At 70.4% G+C, this 19012-nt stretch carries 21 protein-coding genes; 10 read left to right on the forward strand and 11 right to left on the reverse strand.

Annotation, left to right across the window (positions count from 1 at the left end):
• Positions 1 to 237: 237 nt before the first annotated feature.
• Both OG844_RS25220 and OG844_RS25225 read left to right on the forward strand, forming a co-directional pair.
• Positions 238 to 486 carry a hypothetical protein gene (locus OG844_RS25220; protein WP_406393288.1) on the forward strand — a complete coding sequence of 83 codons (249 nt, stop codon included), beginning with the start codon at positions 238 to 240 and terminating at the stop codon, positions 484 to 486.
• The gene (locus OG844_RS25225; protein WP_406393289.1) at positions 483 to 740 is read left to right on the forward strand and encodes a hypothetical protein; all 258 of its coding nucleotides are present in this window, start codon (positions 483 to 485) and stop codon (positions 738 to 740) included. Before OG844_RS25220 ends, OG844_RS25225 begins: the two co-directional genes overlap by 4 nt.
• On the opposite strand, the gene OG844_RS25230 is transcribed toward OG844_RS25225, so the two are convergent.
• Complete coding sequence (locus OG844_RS25230) at positions 720 to 2135, reverse strand: IS200/IS605 family accessory protein TnpB-related protein (protein WP_406393291.1); 1416 nt, start codon at positions 2133 to 2135, stop codon at positions 720 to 722. The genes OG844_RS25225 and OG844_RS25230 overlap by 21 nt on opposite strands.
• Positions 2136 to 2215: 80 nt before the next feature.
• Between OG844_RS25230 and OG844_RS25235 the strand changes: the two genes are divergently transcribed.
• On the forward strand, positions 2216 to 2419 hold the full coding sequence (locus OG844_RS25235) for a hypothetical protein (protein ID WP_406393293.1): 204 nt from the start codon (positions 2216 to 2218) through the stop codon (positions 2417 to 2419).
• Between the two features lie 24 nt (positions 2420 to 2443).
• Here OG844_RS25235 and OG844_RS25240 read toward each other — a convergent pair whose 3' ends face one another.
• The 3 genes from OG844_RS25240 to mshA form a co-directional block, all read right to left on the reverse strand.
• Positions 2444 to 4204: a glycosyl hydrolase family 28-related protein gene (locus tag OG844_RS25240; protein WP_406393295.1), complete on the reverse strand. Its 1761-nt coding sequence runs from the start codon at positions 4202 to 4204 to the stop codon at positions 2444 to 2446.
• 120 nt (positions 4205 to 4324) lie between these two features.
• Positions 4325 to 4834, reverse strand: coding sequence for a YbjN domain-containing protein (locus OG844_RS25245; RefSeq protein WP_406393297.1), 510 nt, complete (start codon positions 4832 to 4834; stop codon positions 4325 to 4327).
• Positions 4835 to 4871: 37 nt separating this feature from the next.
• A complete protein-coding gene (mshA, locus tag OG844_RS25250; protein WP_406393299.1) occupies positions 4872 to 6224 on the reverse strand; it encodes a D-inositol-3-phosphate glycosyltransferase in 1353 nt (450 codons plus the stop codon).
• Positions 6225 to 6420: 196 nt separating this feature from the next.
• On the opposite strand from mshA, the gene OG844_RS25255 reads away from it, so the two are divergent.
• From OG844_RS25255 to OG844_RS25265, 3 genes are all read left to right on the forward strand, one after another.
• The gene (locus OG844_RS25255; RefSeq protein WP_406393301.1) at positions 6421 to 7206 is read left to right on the forward strand and encodes a class I SAM-dependent methyltransferase; all 786 of its coding nucleotides are present in this window, start codon (positions 6421 to 6423) and stop codon (positions 7204 to 7206) included.
• Between the two features lie 223 nt (positions 7207 to 7429).
• Positions 7430 to 8503 (forward strand): C40 family peptidase, encoded by a 1074-nt coding sequence (locus OG844_RS25260; protein ID WP_406393303.1) that lies wholly within the window; start codon positions 7430 to 7432, stop codon positions 8501 to 8503.
• 245 nt (positions 8504 to 8748) lie between these two features.
• The gene (locus OG844_RS25265) at positions 8749 to 10077 is read left to right on the forward strand and encodes a PP2C family protein-serine/threonine phosphatase (protein ID WP_406393305.1); all 1329 of its coding nucleotides are present in this window, start codon (positions 8749 to 8751) and stop codon (positions 10075 to 10077) included.
• On the opposite strand, the gene OG844_RS25270 is transcribed toward OG844_RS25265, so the two are convergent.
• The 3 genes from OG844_RS25270 to OG844_RS25280 form a co-directional block, all read right to left on the reverse strand.
• Positions 10059 to 10394, reverse strand: coding sequence for a DUF2516 family protein (locus OG844_RS25270; protein WP_351166733.1), 336 nt, complete (start codon positions 10392 to 10394; stop codon positions 10059 to 10061). The two genes, OG844_RS25265 and OG844_RS25270, sit on opposite strands and share 19 nt — an antisense overlap.
• Positions 10395 to 10507: 113 nt before the next feature.
• On the reverse strand, positions 10508 to 11137 hold the full coding sequence (locus OG844_RS25275; RefSeq protein ID WP_406393307.1) for a hypothetical protein: 630 nt from the start codon (positions 11135 to 11137) through the stop codon (positions 10508 to 10510).
• Positions 11138 to 11164: 27 nt separating this feature from the next.
• Positions 11165 to 11674, reverse strand: a complete 510-nt coding sequence (locus OG844_RS25280; RefSeq protein WP_406393308.1) for a helix-turn-helix domain-containing protein — start codon at positions 11672 to 11674, stop codon at positions 11165 to 11167.
• A 147-nt stretch (positions 11675 to 11821) separates the two neighbouring features.
• On the opposite strand from OG844_RS25280, the gene OG844_RS25285 reads away from it, so the two are divergent.
• Positions 11822 to 12283 (forward strand): NUDIX hydrolase, encoded by a 462-nt coding sequence (locus OG844_RS25285; protein ID WP_406393310.1) that lies wholly within the window; start codon positions 11822 to 11824, stop codon positions 12281 to 12283.
• Positions 12284 to 12376: 93 nt separating this feature from the next.
• On the opposite strand, the gene rox is transcribed toward OG844_RS25285, so the two are convergent.
• From rox to OG844_RS25305, 4 genes are all read right to left on the reverse strand, one after another.
• The gene (gene rox / locus OG844_RS25290) at positions 12377 to 13807 is read right to left on the reverse strand and encodes a rifampin monooxygenase (protein ID WP_406393311.1); all 1431 of its coding nucleotides are present in this window, start codon (positions 13805 to 13807) and stop codon (positions 12377 to 12379) included.
• A gap of 350 nt (positions 13808 to 14157) precedes the next feature.
• Entirely contained in the window at positions 14158 to 16545 is a 2388-nt protein-coding gene (locus tag OG844_RS25295; RefSeq protein ID WP_406393313.1) for an ATP-binding cassette domain-containing protein, read from the reverse strand.
• A gap of 138 nt (positions 16546 to 16683) precedes the next feature.
• A complete protein-coding gene (locus OG844_RS25300; RefSeq protein ID WP_406393315.1) occupies positions 16684 to 17100 on the reverse strand; it encodes a VOC family protein in 417 nt (138 codons plus the stop codon).
• A gap of 10 nt (positions 17101 to 17110) precedes the next feature.
• On the reverse strand, positions 17111 to 17533 hold the full coding sequence (locus OG844_RS25305) for a helix-turn-helix transcriptional regulator (protein WP_406393317.1): 423 nt from the start codon (positions 17531 to 17533) through the stop codon (positions 17111 to 17113).
• Between the two features lie 116 nt (positions 17534 to 17649).
• Here OG844_RS25305 and OG844_RS25310 point away from each other — a divergent pair, with 116 nt between their 5' ends.
• The 3 genes from OG844_RS25310 (at position 17650) to OG844_RS25320 (ending at position 18957) form a co-directional block, all read left to right on the forward strand.
• Positions 17650 to 17997: a hypothetical protein gene (locus tag OG844_RS25310; protein ID WP_406393319.1), complete on the forward strand. Its 348-nt coding sequence runs from the start codon at positions 17650 to 17652 to the stop codon at positions 17995 to 17997.
• Positions 17998 to 18064: 67 nt separating this feature from the next.
• Positions 18065 to 18394 carry a deoxyxylulose-5-phosphate synthase gene (locus OG844_RS25315; RefSeq protein WP_406393321.1) on the forward strand — a complete coding sequence of 110 codons (330 nt, stop codon included), beginning with the start codon at positions 18065 to 18067 and terminating at the stop codon, positions 18392 to 18394.
• Positions 18395 to 18468: 74 nt separating this feature from the next.
• The gene (locus OG844_RS25320) at positions 18469 to 18957 is read left to right on the forward strand and encodes a MarR family winged helix-turn-helix transcriptional regulator (RefSeq protein ID WP_406393322.1); all 489 of its coding nucleotides are present in this window, start codon (positions 18469 to 18471) and stop codon (positions 18955 to 18957) included.
• The last annotated feature ends 55 nt before the right edge of the window (positions 18958 to 19012 follow it).

Below are 19012 nucleotides of genomic sequence, written 5' to 3' on the forward strand. Positions count from 1 at the left end.
ACTCAAGTACGGGGGACCCACGTCCCGGTGGAGCGGGAGCGGTTCGAGGAGTACGGCGCGGATCAGCGGTTCGGGTGCCGGGCTCCCTGCCCGCGGGCCGGCCGCCCGCAGGGGGCCCGGTGCCGGCCCGTGCCGCACCGGCTAACGTGACGCCCGTGCCCGCCTGTTCGCAGGTGCCCAGGCAGCGTGGAACGGGTAGGCAGTGCACAGAGAGCAAGGAGATCGGGGAGAGCGATCATGAGCGAGTCTCTGAAGACCTTCGTCGGCGGTGCCGAGGTCGAGGTGCCCAACAGTATCCCCGACATCCGCGCCGCGCTGCCCGAGGACAGACGGGAGGAGTTCGACCTCGCGATCAACGGGGCCGGTGTCCACGAGATCCACGCCGTCATGCGGCACTGGATGCTGGAGTCCGTCCCCGATCCCGAGGCCGAGCGCATCCTCGTACGGCTGGCGCAGGACGAGGCCGAGAGGCGGAACGTCGCTTGAGTTTCCGCATCTCCTACGCGCCGCCGGCAGACGACACCCTGGCCAAGATGCGGGACGGCGACTTCTTCCGGGACGAGATGGCACGCACCCTGGCCAAGGATCCGTACGGGCACGGGTCGTCCGCCGTCAAACGGGAACACGACCGGCGCGAGGCGACGGTCGACGGGGCGATCGTCCTCTACTACGTCTCAGGATCCGTGCTGACGGTCACCGTGGTCAGACTCGTACCGTTCCTAAGCAGTGTCCAGGAGTGACATCTGGTGCCAGCTCCCAGAACTGCGCGCATCCCGAACGGTGTTGGATGCGCTGGGTTCACGCGTTCTTTGTTCCCCGATCCGGCGACGCGCATCGTGTGCACGCTCCGTGACCGGTGGACGGGTTCCGTCACGCCCTCGTGCGCCTGGTCCGGCCTGGGCGGTCCGATGCCCGCGACGATCACTCTGGTCGTCGCGGGGCGGTGCCGTCCGTCGCCGGATCGGGTACCCGAGGGCGCGCCTGCCGATCGCGATGCCAGCGGCATCGTGACGGGACATCTTTCGCTTGTTGCTGGTGAGGGGCTTCTTCCAGTGCTCATCGCCCCACATCGACGTGTACGCCGGATCGACCGCGCCGATCGACAGACCGTGCTCGGCCGCCATCGAGACGAGCCGGGCCTTGAGCTTGCCGGTGGGGATGCCGGAGAGGAGCTGCCTGAACCGCTTCTTGCGTCCGTGTTTCTCGCGGGTCTTCTCGGCCGTGAAGTCCAGGTTCTCCAGGCCGATGGCCTTCACGCCGTGCCGGTCGGTCCAGTGCAGCAGTCGGCTGATGGCGTGCCGGATCTGGGCGTCACGGTGTCCGGCGGTGCCGGACAGGTCGTAGAAGAACCGGCGCGGGTCGCCGACCGGGTTGCCCTGCGCGTCGAGCTGGTAGGCGGCGAAGTGGTCGGCGTTCGTGTCCACGCCGACGATGCCCTGAGCACGGGCACTCTCCAACGGCACGGTCCTGACCGTGGGCCGGGTCCACGACGCGGTCAGGGACCAGCGCCCGCGTTCCACGTCGAGGTGAATGCGGTAGGCCACGGCCCGGTTCGCTTCGATGCGGTCGCGCCACTCCTGGCCCCGGTGCTGGAAGGCGACCTTGGAGGCGAGGACGTACCGGCCGTGCCTGCTGTCGGCGAGGTGGGCGAGCGGTGCGGGCAGCTTGATGCTGACCTCGCCGTCCGGGGTGACGCGGATCGTCTCGTTGCCGAAGCGTTTGCCGGACTCACCGTCAGCGGCGAGGAACCACCGCTCGGTCGCCCAGCGTTGGCGCCACTCGTGCTCGGTGAGCTGTGCGGCCTCCAGGCCGTGACGGTTCTTGAGGAGCTTCCGGCCGCCGCGTACGACGTGCACGACACCGGCCTCCCACTCAGCGCGGGCCACGTCGAGGCGGTGTTGAAGGGTGGCCAGGCGGCGGGACTCGTGGAACCACTCGCCCTGGGGGCGGTAGCCGCCCGGAGCCCGCTTGGTACCTTTCTCACCGATCGGCTGCGACAGGCGGTGCATCGAAGTGCGCACGCCCGCTTCGAGGGACTGGATGTGAGCGAGCCGGCAGCGGCGGGACAGGGCCCACTGATCGTGGGTCGCCTTCGTGATCGCACCGGCCCAGCGGGACGACGACTCACTGGTCATGCCCTGCTTGCGGGCCGCCCACGACTGCGAGTTGTGGTCCAGGCCGTCAGGACAAGGACTTCCTCGCCGGGTACGCGTCCGTGACGGGCGGCCAGGTCGCGTTCACCGCGTCCGTACGGTTGCGGATCGCCCTCTACCGCAGCTACCTCTACCTGATCATGCTGACCGAGACGGTCCCCCGGGAGGCCCCGGCGGACACGCTGCAGTGGACGTGGACGGAGGTGGCGCCTCGGCTCGTGGCGGCACTGGAGGCAGTGGAGTCGGCGCCGCGCTCGCGGGAGTGAGCGCGGCGCCGGGTCGGCGGGGTCTCAGCGGGTCAGGGCGCGCTGGGCCTCGTACAGGTTGTGCGGGCGGACGGCCTCAGGAGTCCCGTACGCCTCAAGGCGGGTGTGCAGGTCGCCGGTGAAGTCGGGGACGTCGATCTGGTCGAACTCCGTCACCTCGCTGATGCCGACCGTCGCGCTGTACGGGGCGAGGCCGTCGATCCGCATGAGGCCCGCGCGGCCGTTGGTGACCCGGATGTTCCAGTGGGTGAACCGTGCGCCGAAGAGGGGGCCGGCGCCGGCGTCGCCGCCGTGGCGCCCGTTGTTGTCGACCGTGATGTCCGTACGGACGTTGGCGAACGGCATGCCCCGGTGGGAGTCGAACGTACCCATCTCCATCCGCCCGTTCGACCAGACGTTGTAGCTGGACAGGCCCTCGACGTTGATGCCGTGGAGCTGGGTCCCGGCGGGCGCCGGGACCGTGCGCTCCTCGACGGTGAAGTCCTCGATCAGGTTGTCGTGCGAGCCCTCACGGCAGTAGTACGGGTGGTGCGCGCCCCGGCCGGCGACCTTCGTACGGCGCAGCGTGCAGGCGGACGCGCCGATCAGCCCGAAGCCGTTGTCGACGTGGCGGACCGTGATGTCGTCCGCCCAGCAGTCGTAGGCGCACTGGAACGCGACGCCGTTGTACCCCTTGTCGAGCAGGTGCGGCGCCTGCGGGGTCTCGACCGCTTCGAGGGTGAGGCCCTCGACACCGGAGTTGCTGAGCGGGGTGGCGAGGGTGGTGAGACGGGGGTCCCACTCGGGACGCACGTCGAGCGGGAGGGGCCGCTCCAGGGTGACGTTCCGCCCGCGCACGGCGGTGATGCGCACCGGCCATTCGTAGGGGACGTACGAGGTCAGCTTCGTCTTGTCGTCCCAGACGTACGACGCGGCGCCCTCGCTGTCGCCCGCCATGTGCCGCAGGAGCGTGTGGCCGGCGTCGTCGGCGAGGCGGAGGAGGACCAGCCCGCCGGGCTTCAGGTGCCGTGCGGAGGAGACGGTGACCGTCCGGTCGCCGCGGCGGGCGGGGGCGACGGTGGTCAGGGTCTGCCACTCGTCGCGCTTGTTGCCGGTCCAGCCCTCGAAGGGCCAGGCCTTCGCCCTGATCGCGTCGGTGAGCGAGGTCCAGCGGTCCTCCGGGCAGAGCCAGATGAGGCCGCCGGCCCAGGACCAGCTGGACTTGTCGCCGCCGTAGCGGCTGCCGTAGGTGCCGATGAGCTCGGTGAGGTTCCTGGTCGCGTACAGCTTCGTCGCACCGCTGCCCGCGCCGCGCACCACGACGTTGCTGTGGGCGATGCGGATGATGTCGTCGATGCGGTACGTCCCTGCCGGGATGAGCACCGTGCCACCGCCACGCTCTCCGGCAGCGGCGATGGCACGGTTGATTGCGGGGGCGGCGTCGGCCGAGCCGTCCGGCCTGGCCCCGTACTTCAGGACGTCCGCGACGAAGGGGCGGGCGGCCCGGCGCGGCAGGTCGGAGCCCGAGCGGTAGCCGGCGCGGCCGATGAAGGGGATCTGGGGGTGGGTGAACGGGGCGGCGGTGAACTCCCGCCACAGGGGCGACGACCCCGGGGTCCGGGCCACTGAACCTGTCGCGCCTGCCGTTCCTCCCGCCCCTTCCGCACCGGCGCCGCTCGCCGCGCGTGCCGTGCCGGCCCCGTTCTCGGCCCGTGCCGTGCCCGCGCCGCCGAGCGCCCCCGTGGCGGCCGCTGCGGTGACGGCGACGGCGCTGCCGAGCAGCCGGCGTCTGCTGAGGTTCCCCATGAGCCCGAACCGCCTTTCAGATATATGAACGACGTTCACATCTGCGTCGGCGGTGAGCATGCCACGGGTCGACAGCGCAGCGGAAGATGCCTGCGCTGCCGAATTCTCGGGGGTCGAAGGTCAGTTGACCGGGCGCTGGGTCAGGTGGGTGAACGCGTCCAGATTCCGGGTGGATTCGCCCCGCTCGACCCGCCAGGCGTACTCCTTGCGGATCGCGCTCGCGAAGCCCAGTTCGAGGAGGGAGTTGAAGGCGCCGTCCGCCGCCTCGAGAACGGTTCCCAGCAGTCTGTCGAGCTCCTCGGGGGTCACCACCGAGAGCGGGAACTTGCCGACGAGGTAGACGTCGCCGAGCGGGTCGATCGCGTAACTCACCCCGAACAGGCGCAGATTGCGCTCCAGGAGCCAGCGGTGCACGGCCGCGTCGTTCTCGTCCGGGTGACGGACGACGAACGCGTTGAGGGAGAGGGAATGCTTGCCGACGCGCAGGGAGCAGGTCGTGGACAGCTTCCGGGTACCGGGCAGCTTCACGACGAAGGTGCCGGGCTCGGGGCTCTCCCACTCGAGCTCCGCGTCGTTCAGCGTCGCCTCGATGACCTGCGCCACTGCTGCTTCGTCGGATACGTCAGCCATGGTGCGAGCGTACGACAGAGGTACCGCGCACGAGACCTCAGCCGTGGTGCGTGCGCGCCCTGCGGCGGTGTTCGTGCATCGCCGCCGTGTACACGTCGGCGGTGGCCGAGGCGGCCGTGTCCCAGCCGAAGGACTGGGCGTGCGCGGCAGCCGCCGCGCCCATCCGGCTGACCAGCTCCGGGCTCTCGGCGAACCGGCCCAGCGCCTGTGCGTACGGGTCCGGGTCGTGGCCGGGGATCAGGAAGCCGCTCACCTCGTCCCGTACAGCCACCGGCAGACCGCCGACCGCCGCCGCGATCACCGGCGTACCGGAGGCCTGGGCCTCTATGGCGACGAGCCCGAACGACTCGCTGTACGAGGGCATGACCAGCACGGACGCCGCCCGGAACCAGTCGGCGAGCTCGTCCTGCCCGACCGGCGGGTGGAAGCGCACGACATCGGCGATACCGAGGCGCGCCGCCAGCTTCTGCAGTCCCTCCGGCTTCGCCAGCCCGCTGCCGCTGGGGCCGCCGACGACCGGCACGACGATGCTGGAGCGCAGCGAAGGCTGACGGTCCAGGAGTACGGCGACGGCGCGCAGCAGCACGTCAGGGGCCTTCAGCGGCTGGATGCGGCCGGCGAAGAGCGGGATCATGGCGTCCTGCGGCAGTCCGAGGCGGGCCCGCGCGGCGGCGCGGCCGTCGGCGGGACTGAAGCGGTCCAGGTTGACCCCGGGGTGGACGACGGCGACCGCGGCCGGGTCGGCCTCGTAGAAGCGGACGAGCTCGTCCGCTTCCTCCGCCGTGTTCGCGATGAGCCGGTCGGAGGCGTTCACGATCTGCGTCTCGCCGATGACCCGCGCGGCAGGCTCGGGGGTGTCGCCCTCGGCGAGCGCCGCGTTCTTGACCTTCGCCATGGTGTGCATGGCGTGGACGAGGGGAACGCCCCAGCGCTGGGCTGCGAGCCAGCCGACCTGGCCGGAGAGCCAGTAGTGCGAGTGGACGAGGTCGTAGTGGCCGGGACGCTGACCGGCCCAGGCCTGCATCACGCCGTGCGTGAAGGCGCAGAGCTGAGCGGGCAGCTCCTCCTTGGCCAGGCCCTCGTACGGCCCCGCGTCGACGTGCCTGACCAGGACGCCCGGTGCCAGTTCGACCGACGGGGGCAGGGCGCCCGTGGTGGCCCGGGTGAAGATCTCGACCTCGATATTGATCGCGGCGAGGCGCTTGGCCAGCTCCACGATGTACACGTTCATGCCGCCCGCGTCGCCGGTGCCCGGCTGGTGCAGCGGGGAGGTGTGCACGGAGAGCATCGCGACACGCCGGGGCTTGCGATGGCCGCCGGAGAAACCGCCGGGAAAGCGGATGCGGGGTGCCACACGGCTGTTGCCGAGCCGGGAGACGTACTGGCTCACGTGGGTCCGCTCCTCCTCGCTCGGGGCATCACGCGTCGGGGACACATGGACCCTTTCAAGGGTCAAAACAGCGGAATCAGGCCTTTCATTTCCACTTTGCCAAATCATTGCCATGCGATCGGCGCGAACCTGCCCGCCTTGCCCTCCACAAGCTCCCCCGCCTGCCCCGTGCGCGGCTTCGCATACGCTCGCTGTCATGCCCCAGCGCCCCATCGGCACCGCGACCCGCGGGACCACCAACCCCAACCGGCTGCGCCGCATGGACCGCTGGATCGCCGCCACCCACGGCCCCGCCCTGCGCCGCAGCGACTCACCCGTCGCGGTCGACCTCGGCTACGGCGCGGCCCCGTGGACCGCCGTCGAGCTCCTGGAACGGCTGCGCACCGCCGACCCGCGCACCACGGTCGCCGGCATCGAGATCGACCCGGAACGGGTGGCCGCGGCGAAACCGTACGAGCGCGAGGGCCTCACCTTCGTCCACGGCGGCTTCGAGATCCCGCTGCCCGGCCGGCCCGCCCTCATCCGGGCGGCGAACGTGCTGCGCCAGTACGACGAGGCGGAGGTCGGCGCGGTCTGGCAACGGCTGTGCGCACGGCTCGCCCCGGACGGACTGCTCGTCGAGGGCACCTGCGACGAGATCGGACGCAGGCACGTCTGGGTGGCCCTCGGCCCCGAGGGTCCCCGCACCGTCACCTTCGCGACGCGCCTGGGCTCCCTGGACCGCCCCTCGGACCTCGCCGAACGCCTCCCCAAGGCCCTGATCCACCGCAACGTGCCCGGCGAACCGGTGCACGCCTTCCTGCGGGACCTCGACCGGGCGTGGGCGGCCGCCGCCCCGTACGCCTCGCTGGGCGCGCGGCAGCGCTGGATCACGGCGGCGCGGGCGGTCTCCGCCGACTGGCCGCTGACGGACGGGGTACGGCGGTGGCGTCAGGGTGAAATCACGGTGCAGTGGTCCGCCCTGCGGCCCAACACGCGCTGAACGGACCCCGAAGGAGTGCCCGATCCGGCCACTTCGGGAACCCGGACGGAGCACCGTTCGTGTGAGTATCGGCGGGTGTCCACCCCGGTTGCCGCCTGCCTCTGTTGCTTTACGGGACGACATGGCACGATCGCGACGTCGCCGGAACGTTACTGACGGTAAGTCAGATGTCCGCCATCCGGCGGTCCGCACCTTTACTGCTTTCTGTCCGGAGGGGGAGCTCGTGAACCGACGCCACTGTGCCGCTGCCGCGATCACACTGGTCTGCGCGCTGGCTGTACTGGCCGCGCCGGTCCCGGCCATGGCCGCACCCGTGCCCGAGCCCTCCCCCACCGCCCCGGTGACGGCCCCCGCGAAGGGGCAGAAGACCCTCGAAGAGGTACGCGAGGAGATCGACACCCTGTACCGCAAGGCCGGGGCGGCCACGGACGCGTACAACCTCGCCGAGGAGCAGACGAAGAAGCAGTCCGGCGAGATCGTGAAGCTCGCCAAGGCCATCGCCGACGGCCAGGCACGGATCGCCGGCCTGAAGAGCCAGGCAGGCGCCCAGGCCCGCGAGCAGTACCGCAACGGCGGACTGCCGCCGGGCGCACAGCTCGTGCTCAGCAACGACCCGCGGCTCTTCCTCGACGGTGTGAACCAGGTCAGGCAGGGCCAGCAGGCGACCAAGAGCGTCCTCACCCAACTCAAGCGGACGCAGGAGGACTTGGAGACGTACACACAGGACGCGAGCATCAACTGGACGAAGCTCGAGTCCAACCGCGTCAAGCAGGCCAAGGCCAGGAAGAGCATCAACGCCCAGATCGCCGCGGCGAAGAAGCTCGAATCACAGCTGGAGAAGAAGGAGCAGGCCCGGCTCCTCGAACTCGAGCAGCAGGCGGCTTCCACGGCGCAGGCCGCCTGGCTCTCCTCCGGCGCGCTGAAGGACATCAACCGCGAGGCGAGCGCGAGCGGCAGGCAGGCCATCGCCTTCGCGACCGCCCAGATCGGCAAGCCGTACGTGTGGGGCGCCGAGGGCCCGGGTTCGTACGACTGCTCGGGACTGACCTCGCAGGCCTGGGCGGCGGCGAAGCGGCCGATCCCGCGGACCTCCCAGGAGCAGTGGCGGCTGCTGCCGCGCATCGCCATCCGCGACATGCGCCCCGGCGACCTGATCATCTACCACAGCGACGCCAGCCACGTCGGGATGTACGTCGGCGACGGCGCGATCGTCCACGCCCCGAGGCCCGGCCGCGACGTCACGCTGACCGGTGCCGGCTCCATGGCCATACTCGGCGTGGTCCGCCCCGACAAGTAGCCGACCGGGCGCAGGCCGCCCACCCCCCGCGGCGCGTGATGTTTGTCATGGCCCCCATGTCCGTTTCGCACACGCTCATCACGCCGGATCCGTGACAGGACGCGGCTTATGGCCGCGCATATGACAGCGGCCGATCTTCGAACGCCATTCCGTTCCCCTGCCGCGGACCGCTATCGTCCCGGTCTGGCGGGTCGTCGATCGTCGTCCCGCCGCGCCCTCGGGGGGAGGGAAGGAAACCCGAACCGATGCCCGTACCCGTACCGCAGCAACGCGCTGTTCCCGCTGCGGAGACCACCCATGGCGCCGACCTCACCCTCCTGGTGATCGAGGACGACCCTGCGGGCACCTTCACCGTCCCCGAGCTGCCGTCCGCCGCCGGGACCCGGGTCCGTGTCCGTACCGCCCGCAACCTCACCGAGGCCGGACGGCTCCTCACCGACGACGTCGACTGCATCCTGCTCGACCTCGACCTGGCCCTGCCCACCGGAGCACGCGCCGACGCCTCCGCGCACCCGGACGAGCTCGCCACCCTCAAGCACATCCTGCGCATCGCACCGCGCCACGCGGTCCTCGCCCTCACGGCGGAGAACGACGCGGAGCGGGCCGCCGAGGCCGTACGGGTCGGCGCCCAGGACTACCTCTTCCGCGGCGAGCTCGACGGGCGACTCCTCAGCCGTGCCATCCGGTACGCGGTGGAGCGCAAACGCGCGGACACCGCCCAGCACCAGCTGACCGAATCCCGGCTGCGCGCCCAGGAGAACGCCAGGCTGGAGCGCGGGCTGCTGCCCACTCCCCTGCTCCAGGGATCCGACCTGGGCTTCGCCGCCCTCTACCGGCCGGGGCGCAGCCGCGCCCTGCTCGGCGGGGACTTCTACGACACGGTCCGCACGCCTGACGGCACCGTCCACGCGATGATCGGCGACGTCTGCGGGCACGGCCCGGACGAGGCGGCGCTCGGCGTCGAGCTGCGCATCGCCTGGCGGGCGCTGACCCTGGCGGGACTCTGCGGCGACGAACTGCTCTCCACGCTGCAGCAGGTCCTGGAGCACGAACGGCAGAGCGAGGAGATCTTCGCGACGGTCTGCACCGTCGACATCGCGCCCGACGGCCGACGCGCGGGTCTCTGCCTCGCGGGGCACCCCGCACCGCTGATCGCACGCCAGGGACGGGCCGCGCACCTGCTCCCCTACGAGGACGGCGGCCCGGCACTCGGCCTGCTGCCGCACGCCCGCTGGCCACGACGGCAGGTGCAGCTGGGCGGCTCCTGGAGCCTGATGATGTACACCGACGGGCTGATCGAGGGGCGTGTCGGAGCCGAGGGAACCCAGCGGCTCGGCCAGGACGGCATGGTCGCGATGGTCAACGGCCACCTCGACCGGGGACTCGGCGGCGAGGCGCTGCTGAAAGCCGCGGTCACCCAGGTGCAGGAGCTGAACGGCGGCGAGCTCACCGACGACGTGGCGGTCCTGCTGCTCGACCGCGACGAGGCCCGGATACGCGGACGGGGCCGGAGCGCTGTGCGCTCCCGCCCCGGCTCGGCCACACCTGCGAGCGCTCAGCGCCCGCCGTTGTAGGGGCCGTACGGCCCGTCGCTGCTGGAACCGCCGCGGCCGCCACCGCCGCCCGTCACCGCCTTGATCGCCGGCCGGACGTCCACCATGAAGACGATGGACGCGATCACGCCAGCGATCTGCAGGAAGAGGATCGGGATGATCAGGTTCACGAAGACGGTGATACCGAGGATGATCAGCCAGAAGGACTTCTTCTGCTTGTCCGCCGCCCGGTAGGCGTCCTCCCGCGCGGTCGCGGCGAAGATCAGCGCGACCACGGCCAGGACGAGCATGGCCAGGTAGAGCATCTGAAGGAACGAGCCGAATGCTTCGAGCAGCATGGTGAGCACCGCCTAGTCAGTGGATGAGCGCCTCGCGGCCAAGGTACCGGGACAACGACCCGGCCACCCCCAAAGGTGCCCGGACCGTTCCCGCCGTCCCGGAACCGCTCCCGCTACTTGGCGGACGGCGGAGTGGTCTTCTTCGCCGCGGGCTTGCGCACGGGCGCAGGCTTCTTCACGGGCGCGGCCTTGGCCTCGGCGGGCTTCGGTGCGGCCTTCTTCGGGGCCGGAGGGGCCGGCTTCGCCTGAGGGGCGGCCGCCTCGGACTTCTGCTTCGGCACCGACTTCGGCTCCGCCTCGACGACGGCGGCGATCTCGACGATCTCCTCGGCCGCCTCGCCGCGCCACGTCCGCACGGTCTTCTCGCCGCGCTCGGCGACCTTCTCGTACGTCTCACGGGCACGCACCGCGTACTCGGCGGCCACGCCGACGCTCCGCAGAGCCAGGTCCTGGGCACTCTCGCCCAGCTTCTTCAGGTCGGTGTCCAGCGCCCCGATGACCTCGGTCACCTTCGCCTGAACGGTGGCCTGGGCCTCCTTGGCCTGCGTGGCCACCTTCTCCTGAACGGCCTTGGGGTCGGTGTTGCGTACGGCCTCGATCCGCTCGGGCGCCTCGGCCCGCAGCTGCTCGATCAGCGCCGGAACCTTGCGCGCCTGCTCGACGGCGAGGTCGGCCGTGCCGGCGGCGAAGTAGAAGGGGGTGCGGTCGGTGAGAGTCTTGCGCAGGTCATCGGTGATGGCCATGACTGTGGTCCTCCCGGATCATCGGAGTCAGTTCAGAGGTGTGTCTGCGTCACTGCCGCCGGCCGTGCGGGGGCCGCGGGCATTCGTACCGGCGCCGTTTCCGTCACCGGCACCGCTTTCCGCGTCGGCATCGATTCTGCTCCCCGCATCCGCAGCACCGTGTACCTCGGCGCCGGTGTCGGGCACGACGTCGAAACCGTTCTCCTTGCGGAAGGAGTCGTAGATCTGCAGCAGTACGTTCTTCTGCCGCTCGTTGATCGACGGATCGGCCAATATGACCGCTCGCGTCTCCAGCTCCTCCCGCTCCCGCTCGTCGAGGATCCCGGCCCGCACGTAGAGCGTCTCGGCAGAGATCCGCAGGGCCTTGGCGACCTGCTGCAGAACCTCGGCACTCGGCTTGCGCAGGCCGCGTTCGATCTGGCTGAGATACGGATTGGACACTCCGGCGGCGTCGGCGAGCTGCCGCAGGGAGAGCTGCGCGGTACGCCGCTGCTCACGCAGGTACTCGCCGAGATTGCCGACGTTGAGTGATGCCATGACTCGATACTGCAACACCCTTGCTAACTATTGCAAGCGCCTGCTTGCAAAAGTGTTCGGGGCCACGTGTGATCGGGCCTGCACCGTTCCGTCACGTCACCCCGCCACCAGGGCATGGAGACGGTGTCCGGGTGGGGAGGTACAGGTATGAGCTTCCGACTTGCGGCGTACGCCGTGTGCATCGAGAACGGACGGGTGCTGCTCGCCCACCACTTCTCAGGGAACTGGTCCCTTCCGGGCGGCAAGGTCGAGCACGGGGAGGATCCCTTCGACGCGGTCATCCGGGAGGTCGCCGAGGAGACCGGCTGCGACGCGGTGGCCGAACGCCTGCTGGGCGTGGACTCAAGGGTGATCCCGGCCGCCGAGCGCACCGACCCCGTCGGAACGGACCACCAGAACGTCGGCATCTTCTACCAGGTCCGCATCACCGGCGGCCGGCTCCGGCCCGAGCCGAACGGCGAGACGACCGAATCGGTCTGGACGCCGCTTGCCGACGTCGCCGGCCTGTACCGGTCCTCGCTGGTCGACATCGGCCTCGCCCTGGCGCAGACCCTGCCGGCGACGGGCCATGTCGCTCCCGTCCGCGCAGGCGGCCTGATCCGGCACTGAGGCCACCGCCGGCGTCTGCCCGGGCTTGGCGGCAGGCCGGAAGAGAGAAGATCCCGCCCTGACGCCCCGTCCTCTCCGGGCCTCGACCCGCGCTCAGCCGGCGGCGGCGCCGAACCACTTCGTCAGCCGGCCGAGCAGGTCCTGCTGATCCTCACCGACCCACGCCACGTGGCCGTCCGGCCTCAGCAGCACCGCGGGCACGTCGAGTTCCTCGCCGACGTCGACGACGTGGTCGACCCGGTCCGCCCAGCCCTCCACCGAGAGCCGGCCGGTCCGGTCGAGCAGCAGCCCGCGGCCGCCGCGCATCAGCTCGTAGAGGCGCCCCTGCTTCAGCTCCACGTCCCGCATCCGCCGGCCGAGCAGTTCGTGGCCCTCGCCGAAGTCGTAGCTGACGTCCACCGCGGTGATCATCCCGGTCACGTACCGGTTCACCTCCTCGAAGTCCATCAGCTTCGAGAACAGCTCCCGCAGCGCGGTCGCGCCCGCATCGGCCCCGAGGAGGGTGATCTGCGCACGGGTGTTGTCCAGCACGCGGGCCCCCACCGGATGCCGTTCGGCGTGATAGCTGTCCAACAGCCCTTCCGGGCCCCAGCCGTTGACCGCCGCGGCGAGCTTCCAGCCGAGGTTGAACGCGTCCTGCACACCGAGGTTGAGCCCCTGCCCGCCGGTCGGCGGATGGATGTGCGCCGCGTCGCCGGCCAGGAACGCCCGGCCGACCCGGTAGTGCTCGGCCTGCCGGGTGGCGTCGCCGAACCGGGACAGCCAGCGCGGTGAGTGCACACCGAAGTCCGTGCCCGCGAACGCCCGCAGCTGCTTCTTGAAGTCGTCGAGGCTCGGCTCGGCCGCACGGTCCTCGGCCACCCCGTCGGCGGGCACGACCACGCGGCACACCCCGTCCTGGTCGGGCGGGGCGATCCCGAAGCGCATTTGGGTCCTGTGCACTTCCGCGACGGCGGCGGCGATCGTCGCCCGATCGTCGGTCACCTCCATCTCCCCGAGCAGCGTCTCGACCTTGGCGGGCTCGCCGGGGAAGTCGACGCCGAGCAGCTTCCGCACCGCACTGCGGCCGCCGTCGCACCCGACGAGGTAGCGCGAGCGCAACCGCGTGCCGTCCGCCAGCTCGACGGTCACCCCGTCCTCGTCCTGACTCAGCCCGACTACCTCGCAGCCGCGGCGGATGTCCGTGCCGACGTCGAGGGCGTGCTCGTTGAGCAGCCGCTCGGTGACCGGTTGCGGGGTGGCGACACCGTAGGGGTGCGCCGTGTCCAGCAGCTCCGGCCACGGTTTCGTGATGCCTCCGAAGAGACCGCCGACCTGGAACTTCTCGCTGACCGCGAGGAACCGGTCCAGCAGACCGCGCTGATCCATCACCTCGACGCTGCGCGCGTGCAGGCCCTGCCCCCGGGACTGCCGGGTCTGCGCCGTCAACTTCTCCAGCACGACCACGTGCACGCCGTGCAGCCGCAACTCGGCGGCCAGCATCAGGCCGGTGGGTCCGCCGCCGACCACGATCACGTCAATCATTCAGAACGCCCATTCAGTTCGACTGGAGGAGAGGCACTTCGCGCATACCTGATTTCCGCAGGTCCTGGCCTTGGCCGGTCATTCTGCGGCAGCCCCCGGGCCTTGCCGCAAGCCCCCCGGTGCGCTATACGTTGAGAGTGGACAGGAGTGATCAGCCTCCTCCCACGGGGTGAAGACTTCCCCCGAACCCGATCCGAAGCCCCAGGCGTACTTGGCGTGCACGGGCATCGAACTGTCCTGCACACCTGTCCAGTTGATGGACTCGCCGCCCATCAGTCGGTCACGCCCCACGAACGAGGAGGTGGGGCCGGCACTGCCGGCCCCACCTCCTCGTTTCCGCGCGTCCCCGGTCAGGCGCCGACGTACTCCGCGAGGTGCTCGCCGGTGAGGGTGGAACCGTCGGCGACGAGGTCGGCCGGTGTGCCCTCGAAGACGATCTTGCCGCCGTCGTGGCCGGCGCCCGGGCCGAGGTCGATGATCCAGTCGGCATGCGCCATGACGGCCTGGTGGTGCTCGACGACGATCACCGACTTGCCGGAGTCCACCAGCCGGTCCAGCAGGCCGAGCAACTGCTCGACGTCGGCGAGGTGCAGGCCCGTGGTCGGCTCGTCGAGGACGTAGACGCCGCCCTTGTCGCCCATGTGGGTGGCCAGCTTGAGCCGCTGCCGCTCGCCGCCCGACAGCGTGGTGAGCGGCTGGCCGAGCGTGAGGTAGCCGAGACCGACGTCGGCGAGCCGCTCCAGGATCCTGTGCGCGGCAGGCGTCTGGGCCTCACCGGCGCCGAAGAACTTCTCGGCCTCGGTCACCGACATCGCGAGCACCTCGCTGATGTCGCGACCGCCGAGGTGGTAGTCGAGCACCGAGGCATCGAACCGCTTGCCCTCGCAGTCCTCGCAGGTGGTGGCGACGCCGGCCATCATCGCCAGGTCCGTGTAGATGACGCCGGCGCCGTTGCACGTGGGGCAGGCACCCTCGGAGTTGGCGCTGAACAGCGCCGGCTTCACGCCGTTCTCCTTGGCGAAGGCCTTGCGGATCGGCTCGAGCAGTCCGGTGTACGTCGCCGGATTGCTGCGCCTGGAGCCCTTGATCGGGGCCTGGTCGACCGCCACCACGCCCTCGTCCGCCGGGATCGAGCCGTGGACGAGCGAGCTCTTGCCGGAACCGGCGACACCCGTGATGACGGTGAGCACGCCGAGCGGGATGTCGACGTTCACGTTCCGCAGGTTGTTCGCCTTCGCACCGCGGATCTTCAGGGCACCGGTGGGCTTGCGCACCGTCTCCTTCACGGAGGCCCGGTCGTCGAGGTGGCGGCCGGTGACGGTGCCACTGGACCGCAGCCCTTCGAGGCTGCCCTCGTAGCAGACGGTGCCGCCCGCCGTACCGGCGCCGGGACCGAGGTCGACGACGTGGTCGGCGATCGCGATGGCCTCCGGCTTGTGCTCGACCACGAGCACGGTGTTGCCCTTGTCGCGCAGCTGCAGGAGCAGGCCGTTCATCCGCTGGATGTCGTGCGGGTGCAGCCCGATCGTCGGCTCGTCGAAGACGTACGTGATGTCCGTGAGCGAGGAGCCGAGGTGACGGATCATCTTCACGCGCTGCGCCTCGCCACCGGACAGCGTGCCCGCCGGCCGGTCGAGCGAGAGGTAGCCGAGACCGATCTCCACGAACGAGTCGAGGGTCTGCCGCAGCGCGAGGAGCAGCGGCGCCACCGACGGCTCCTCGATGCCGCGGACCCAGTCGGCCAGGTCCCTGATCTCCATGGCGCAGGCGTCGGCGATGCTCTTCCGCTTGATCTTCGACGAGCGGGCGCCCTCGTTGAGGCGGGTGCCGTCGCACTCGGGGCAGCTGCTGAAGGTGACCGCGCGCTCCACGAACGCCCTGATGTGCGGCTGCATCGCCTCCTTGTCCTTGGACAGGAAGGACTTCTGGATCTTGGGGATCAGCCCCTCGTAGGTGAGGTTGATGCCGTTGACCTTGACCTTGACCGGCTCCCGGTAGAGGAAGTCCTGCATCTCCTTCTTGGTGAACCTGCGGATCGGCTTGTGCGGGTCGAGGAAGCCGGACTGGGCGTAGAGCCCCACGGTCCACTGGCTGTCCGACTTCCAGCCGGGGATGGTGAACGCGCCCTCCGCGAGCGACTTGGAGTCGTCGTACAGCTGGGTGAGGTCGATGTCGGAGACCTTGCCCCGGCCCTCGCAGCGCGCGCACATGCCTCCGGTGATGCTGAAGCTGCGCCGCTCCTTCACGGTCTGCCCGGCGCGCTGCACCGTGACCGCGCCCGCGCCGCTGATCGAGGCGACGTTGAAGGAGAACGCCTTGGCCGAGCCGATGTAAGGCTTCCCGAGGCGGCTGAAGAGGATGCGCAGCATCGCGTTGGCGTCGGTGGCGGTGCCCACCGTGGAGCGCGGGTCGGACCCCATCCGCTGCTGGTCGACACTGATCGCGGTCGTCAGTCCGTCGAGTACGTCGACGTCGGGCCGCGCGAGGGTCGGCATGAAGCCCTGCACGAAGGTGCTGTACGTCTCGTTGATCAGCCGCTGCGACTCCGCGGCGATCGTGCCGAACACCAGGGAGCTCTTGCCGGATCCGGAGACACCGGTGAACACCGTCAACCGACGCTTCGGGATCTCGATGCTGACGTCCTGGAGGTTGTTCACGCGCGCGCCGTGCACGCGGATCAGGTCGTGGCTGTCGGCATCGTGCAGCGCGGGCGACTGCGTGTCCTTCTTCGTGGCCATGCTTATCGTCTCTCCATCTGTGAGGCGGGGCCGCCGGGTGGTCCCGGCCGGTGTCGCCCGGTTCGATCCGACCGGCTTCGAGCACGTACGTCCGGTTCTACATTCGTGGGAACTGTCGCGGCAACGGTCCGGCGTCGCTCATGCCTTGCGGGACTGGCTGAAGCGGATCATGTTCCCGGCCGGGTCGCGGAAGGCGCAGTCGCGGACGCCGTACGGCTGGTCGATCGGCTCCTGCAGCACCTCCCCGCCTGCTGTCCTGATGCTTTCGAAGGTGGCGTCGCAGTCGTCGGTGGAGAAGATCACGCCGCGCAGGTTGCCCTTGGCCAGCAGCTCGGCCATCGCCTGCTTGTCGGCCTCCGAGGCGTTGGGGTCGGCGAGCGGCGGCTCGAGGACGATCTCCACGCCGGGCTGCGTGGGCGAGCCGACGGTCACCCAGCGCATTCCCTCGAAGGCCACGTCCTTGCGTACCTCCAGGCCGAGGGCGTCGCGGTAGAAGGCGAGCGCCTTGTCGTGGTCGTCGACTGCGATGAAGCACTGCGAGAGGTTGATGTTCATGGCGTCGACGCTACGAGTCGGCGGCGGGATTCGCTTCTCCGTTCCTGACCGGTCTCGTGATGATCTTGGCGACGCACGCCGGGATCGCGGCGCCGGCCTCGTGGGGGCGTGCCCTGTAGGCACTGGGGCTCTCGCCGACCAGCTCGGTGAAGCGCGAGCTGAACGACCCCAGCGAGGTACATCCGACCGTGAAGCAGACGTCCGTGACGCTCAGATCGCCCCGCCGCAGCAGCGCCTTGGCCCGCTCGACACGGCGGGTCATCAGGTAGCTGTAGGGCGCCTCCCCGAAAGCGGCACGGAAGCTGCGGGAGAAGTGTCCGGGCGACATGAGGGCGACGTTCGCCAGTGCCGGAACGTCCAGCGGTTGCGCGTAGTCGCGGTCCATCATGTCCCGGACGCGGCGCAGCCGCACCAGGTCCTCCAGGGGGGTCATGCTCACCAGCATGGCACGGCGGATGTGCTCCGTCCCGGCGTTCGGCTCTCCTGGGCAGGGGTTCTGCCGACAGGCGATCCGCGGGTGCCGTTCCAGGTCCTGGATAGGCTGCGCCCATGAGTGAGGTCGTGCCGCTCCTGGTTCTCACGGGGGCACTCGCCGCGGTCCTGGGTTTCTTCACGTGGCTGGCGTCCCGTGTCCGTCGCCGCGGTGTCGCCGGCGCGGCGATCAGTGCCGCCATGGCCTCGTACGACGAGGCGTTCAGGGTGACCGCTCACGACGCCCACTACGAGATCCGGGCGCAGGCGGAGCGCAAGGTGCCGCTCCTGTCGCCCGACGAACCGTGGAGGCGCCGACGCGACGAGGGTCCGGGCGGGGCCGGTCCGCAGGCGTCACCGGTGCGGCCCCGCCGTCCGCGGCGCGGCATCCGTCGCCGCATCGGACGCCTGTGGCGCAGCCGCTGATCCGGACCCCTCGGAACCGGTGGGAAAACGACTCGAACGGGCCGGACCGAGCTCCTACGCTGCACTCATGCCCCATGGGAAGACCTCGTTCGTGTGCCTGCCCTGCCGGGCCTCGTACAAGCAGCCGTACGACAGGGACCGGGAGCGCGTCTGTCCGCGCTGCGCCGGGACGCTGATCCACGTCGGGTCCGCCTTCGCGCCGCCGCGACAGCGGGACATCGCGGCGTGGCGTGCGCTCTCGGTGCTCCTGAACGCGGGGATCCGCTTCCACAAGAGCTGCTGCGGCGGCCCTGGATACCGCCCGCGCACCCTGCGCGAGGTGAAGGAGCGGGTGGCCTACGCGGAGGCGAGCGGAGAGCCGTTCGCCCGCGCCCTTATTCGAGGCGCGATTCCCTAGCCGGCCGGACCCCGGACGACTAGTGCGTCTCTTCCGGACGATCCACCACGGAACGAATTGTTACGCTGGCTGACATGACCGCCATGACGCCCGCCCGCACCGCACCCGACCTCTCCTTCCTCCTCGACCACACCAGCCACGTCCTGCGGACCCGCATGGCCGCCGCCCTCGCCGAGATCGGGCTGACGGCACGGATGCACTGCGTCCTGGTCCACGCGCTGGAGGGGGAGCGCACCCAGATCCAGCTCGCCGAGATCGGCGACATGGACAAGACCACGATGGTGGTGACCGTGGACGCCCTGGAGAGCGCGGGGCTCGCCGAGCGGCGGCCGTCCAGCCGTGACCGGCGGGCCAGGATCATCGCCGTCACCGAGGAAGGCGCCCGGCTCGCGGAGCGGAGCCAGCAGATCGTCGACCAGGTGCACAAGGACGCCCTGTCGACCCTTCCCGACAGCGACCGCGTCGCGCTGCTGCGCGCCCTGAACCAGCTGGCCGAGGAGCACCTGGCCACCCCCGTCGAGAACCCCCGCCCGGTCCGGCGCGCGCGCCAGGGCCAGAGTTAGGCGCACCCAGTAGGGCCGTTAAATATAGTCTGCAACAAAACCATCTGCTACGGTC

The sequence above is a fragment of the Streptomyces sp. NBC_00887 genome (assembly GCF_045207585.1).

Excerpts from the sequence above, each read along its gene's own strand:
- OG844_RS25220 (WP_406393288.1), top strand. The coding sequence starts at position 238 with ATGAGCGAGTCTCTGAAGACCTTCGTCGGCGGTGCCGAGGTCGAGGTG.
- OG844_RS25230 (WP_406393291.1), bottom strand. The coding sequence starts at position 2,135 with ATGACCAGTGAGTCGTCGTCCCGCTGGGCCGGTGCGATCACGAAGGCG.
- OG844_RS25240 (WP_406393295.1), bottom strand. The coding sequence starts at position 4,204 with ATGGGGAACCTCAGCAGACGCCGGCTGCTCGGCAGCGCCGTCGCCGTC.
- OG844_RS25245 (WP_406393297.1), bottom strand. The coding sequence starts at position 4,834 with ATGGCTGACGTATCCGACGAAGCAGCAGTGGCGCAGGTCATCGAGGCG.
- OG844_RS25255 (WP_406393301.1), top strand. The coding sequence starts at position 6,421 with ATGCCCCAGCGCCCCATCGGCACCGCGACCCGCGGGACCACCAACCCC.
- OG844_RS25265 (WP_406393305.1), top strand. The coding sequence starts at position 8,749 with ATGCCCGTACCCGTACCGCAGCAACGCGCTGTTCCCGCTGCGGAGACC.
- OG844_RS25270 (WP_351166733.1), bottom strand. The coding sequence starts at position 10,394 with ATGCTGCTCGAAGCATTCGGCTCGTTCCTTCAGATGCTCTACCTGGCC.
- OG844_RS25275 (WP_406393307.1), bottom strand. The coding sequence starts at position 11,137 with ATGGCCATCACCGATGACCTGCGCAAGACTCTCACCGACCGCACCCCC.
- OG844_RS25280 (WP_406393308.1), bottom strand. The coding sequence starts at position 11,674 with ATGGCATCACTCAACGTCGGCAATCTCGGCGAGTACCTGCGTGAGCAG.
- OG844_RS25285 (WP_406393310.1), top strand. The coding sequence starts at position 11,822 with ATGAGCTTCCGACTTGCGGCGTACGCCGTGTGCATCGAGAACGGACGG.
- rox (WP_406393311.1), bottom strand. The coding sequence starts at position 13,807 with ATGATTGACGTGATCGTGGTCGGCGGCGGACCCACCGGCCTGATGCTG.
- OG844_RS25295 (WP_406393313.1), bottom strand. The coding sequence starts at position 16,545 with ATGGCCACGAAGAAGGACACGCAGTCGCCCGCGCTGCACGATGCCGAC.
- OG844_RS25300 (WP_406393315.1), bottom strand. The coding sequence starts at position 17,100 with ATGAACATCAACCTCTCGCAGTGCTTCATCGCAGTCGACGACCACGAC.
- OG844_RS25305 (WP_406393317.1), bottom strand. The coding sequence starts at position 17,533 with ATGACCCCCCTGGAGGACCTGGTGCGGCTGCGCCGCGTCCGGGACATG.
- OG844_RS25310 (WP_406393319.1), top strand. The coding sequence starts at position 17,650 with ATGAGTGAGGTCGTGCCGCTCCTGGTTCTCACGGGGGCACTCGCCGCG.
- OG844_RS25315 (WP_406393321.1), top strand. The coding sequence starts at position 18,065 with ATGCCCCATGGGAAGACCTCGTTCGTGTGCCTGCCCTGCCGGGCCTCG.
- OG844_RS25320 (WP_406393322.1), top strand. The coding sequence starts at position 18,469 with ATGACCGCCATGACGCCCGCCCGCACCGCACCCGACCTCTCCTTCCTC.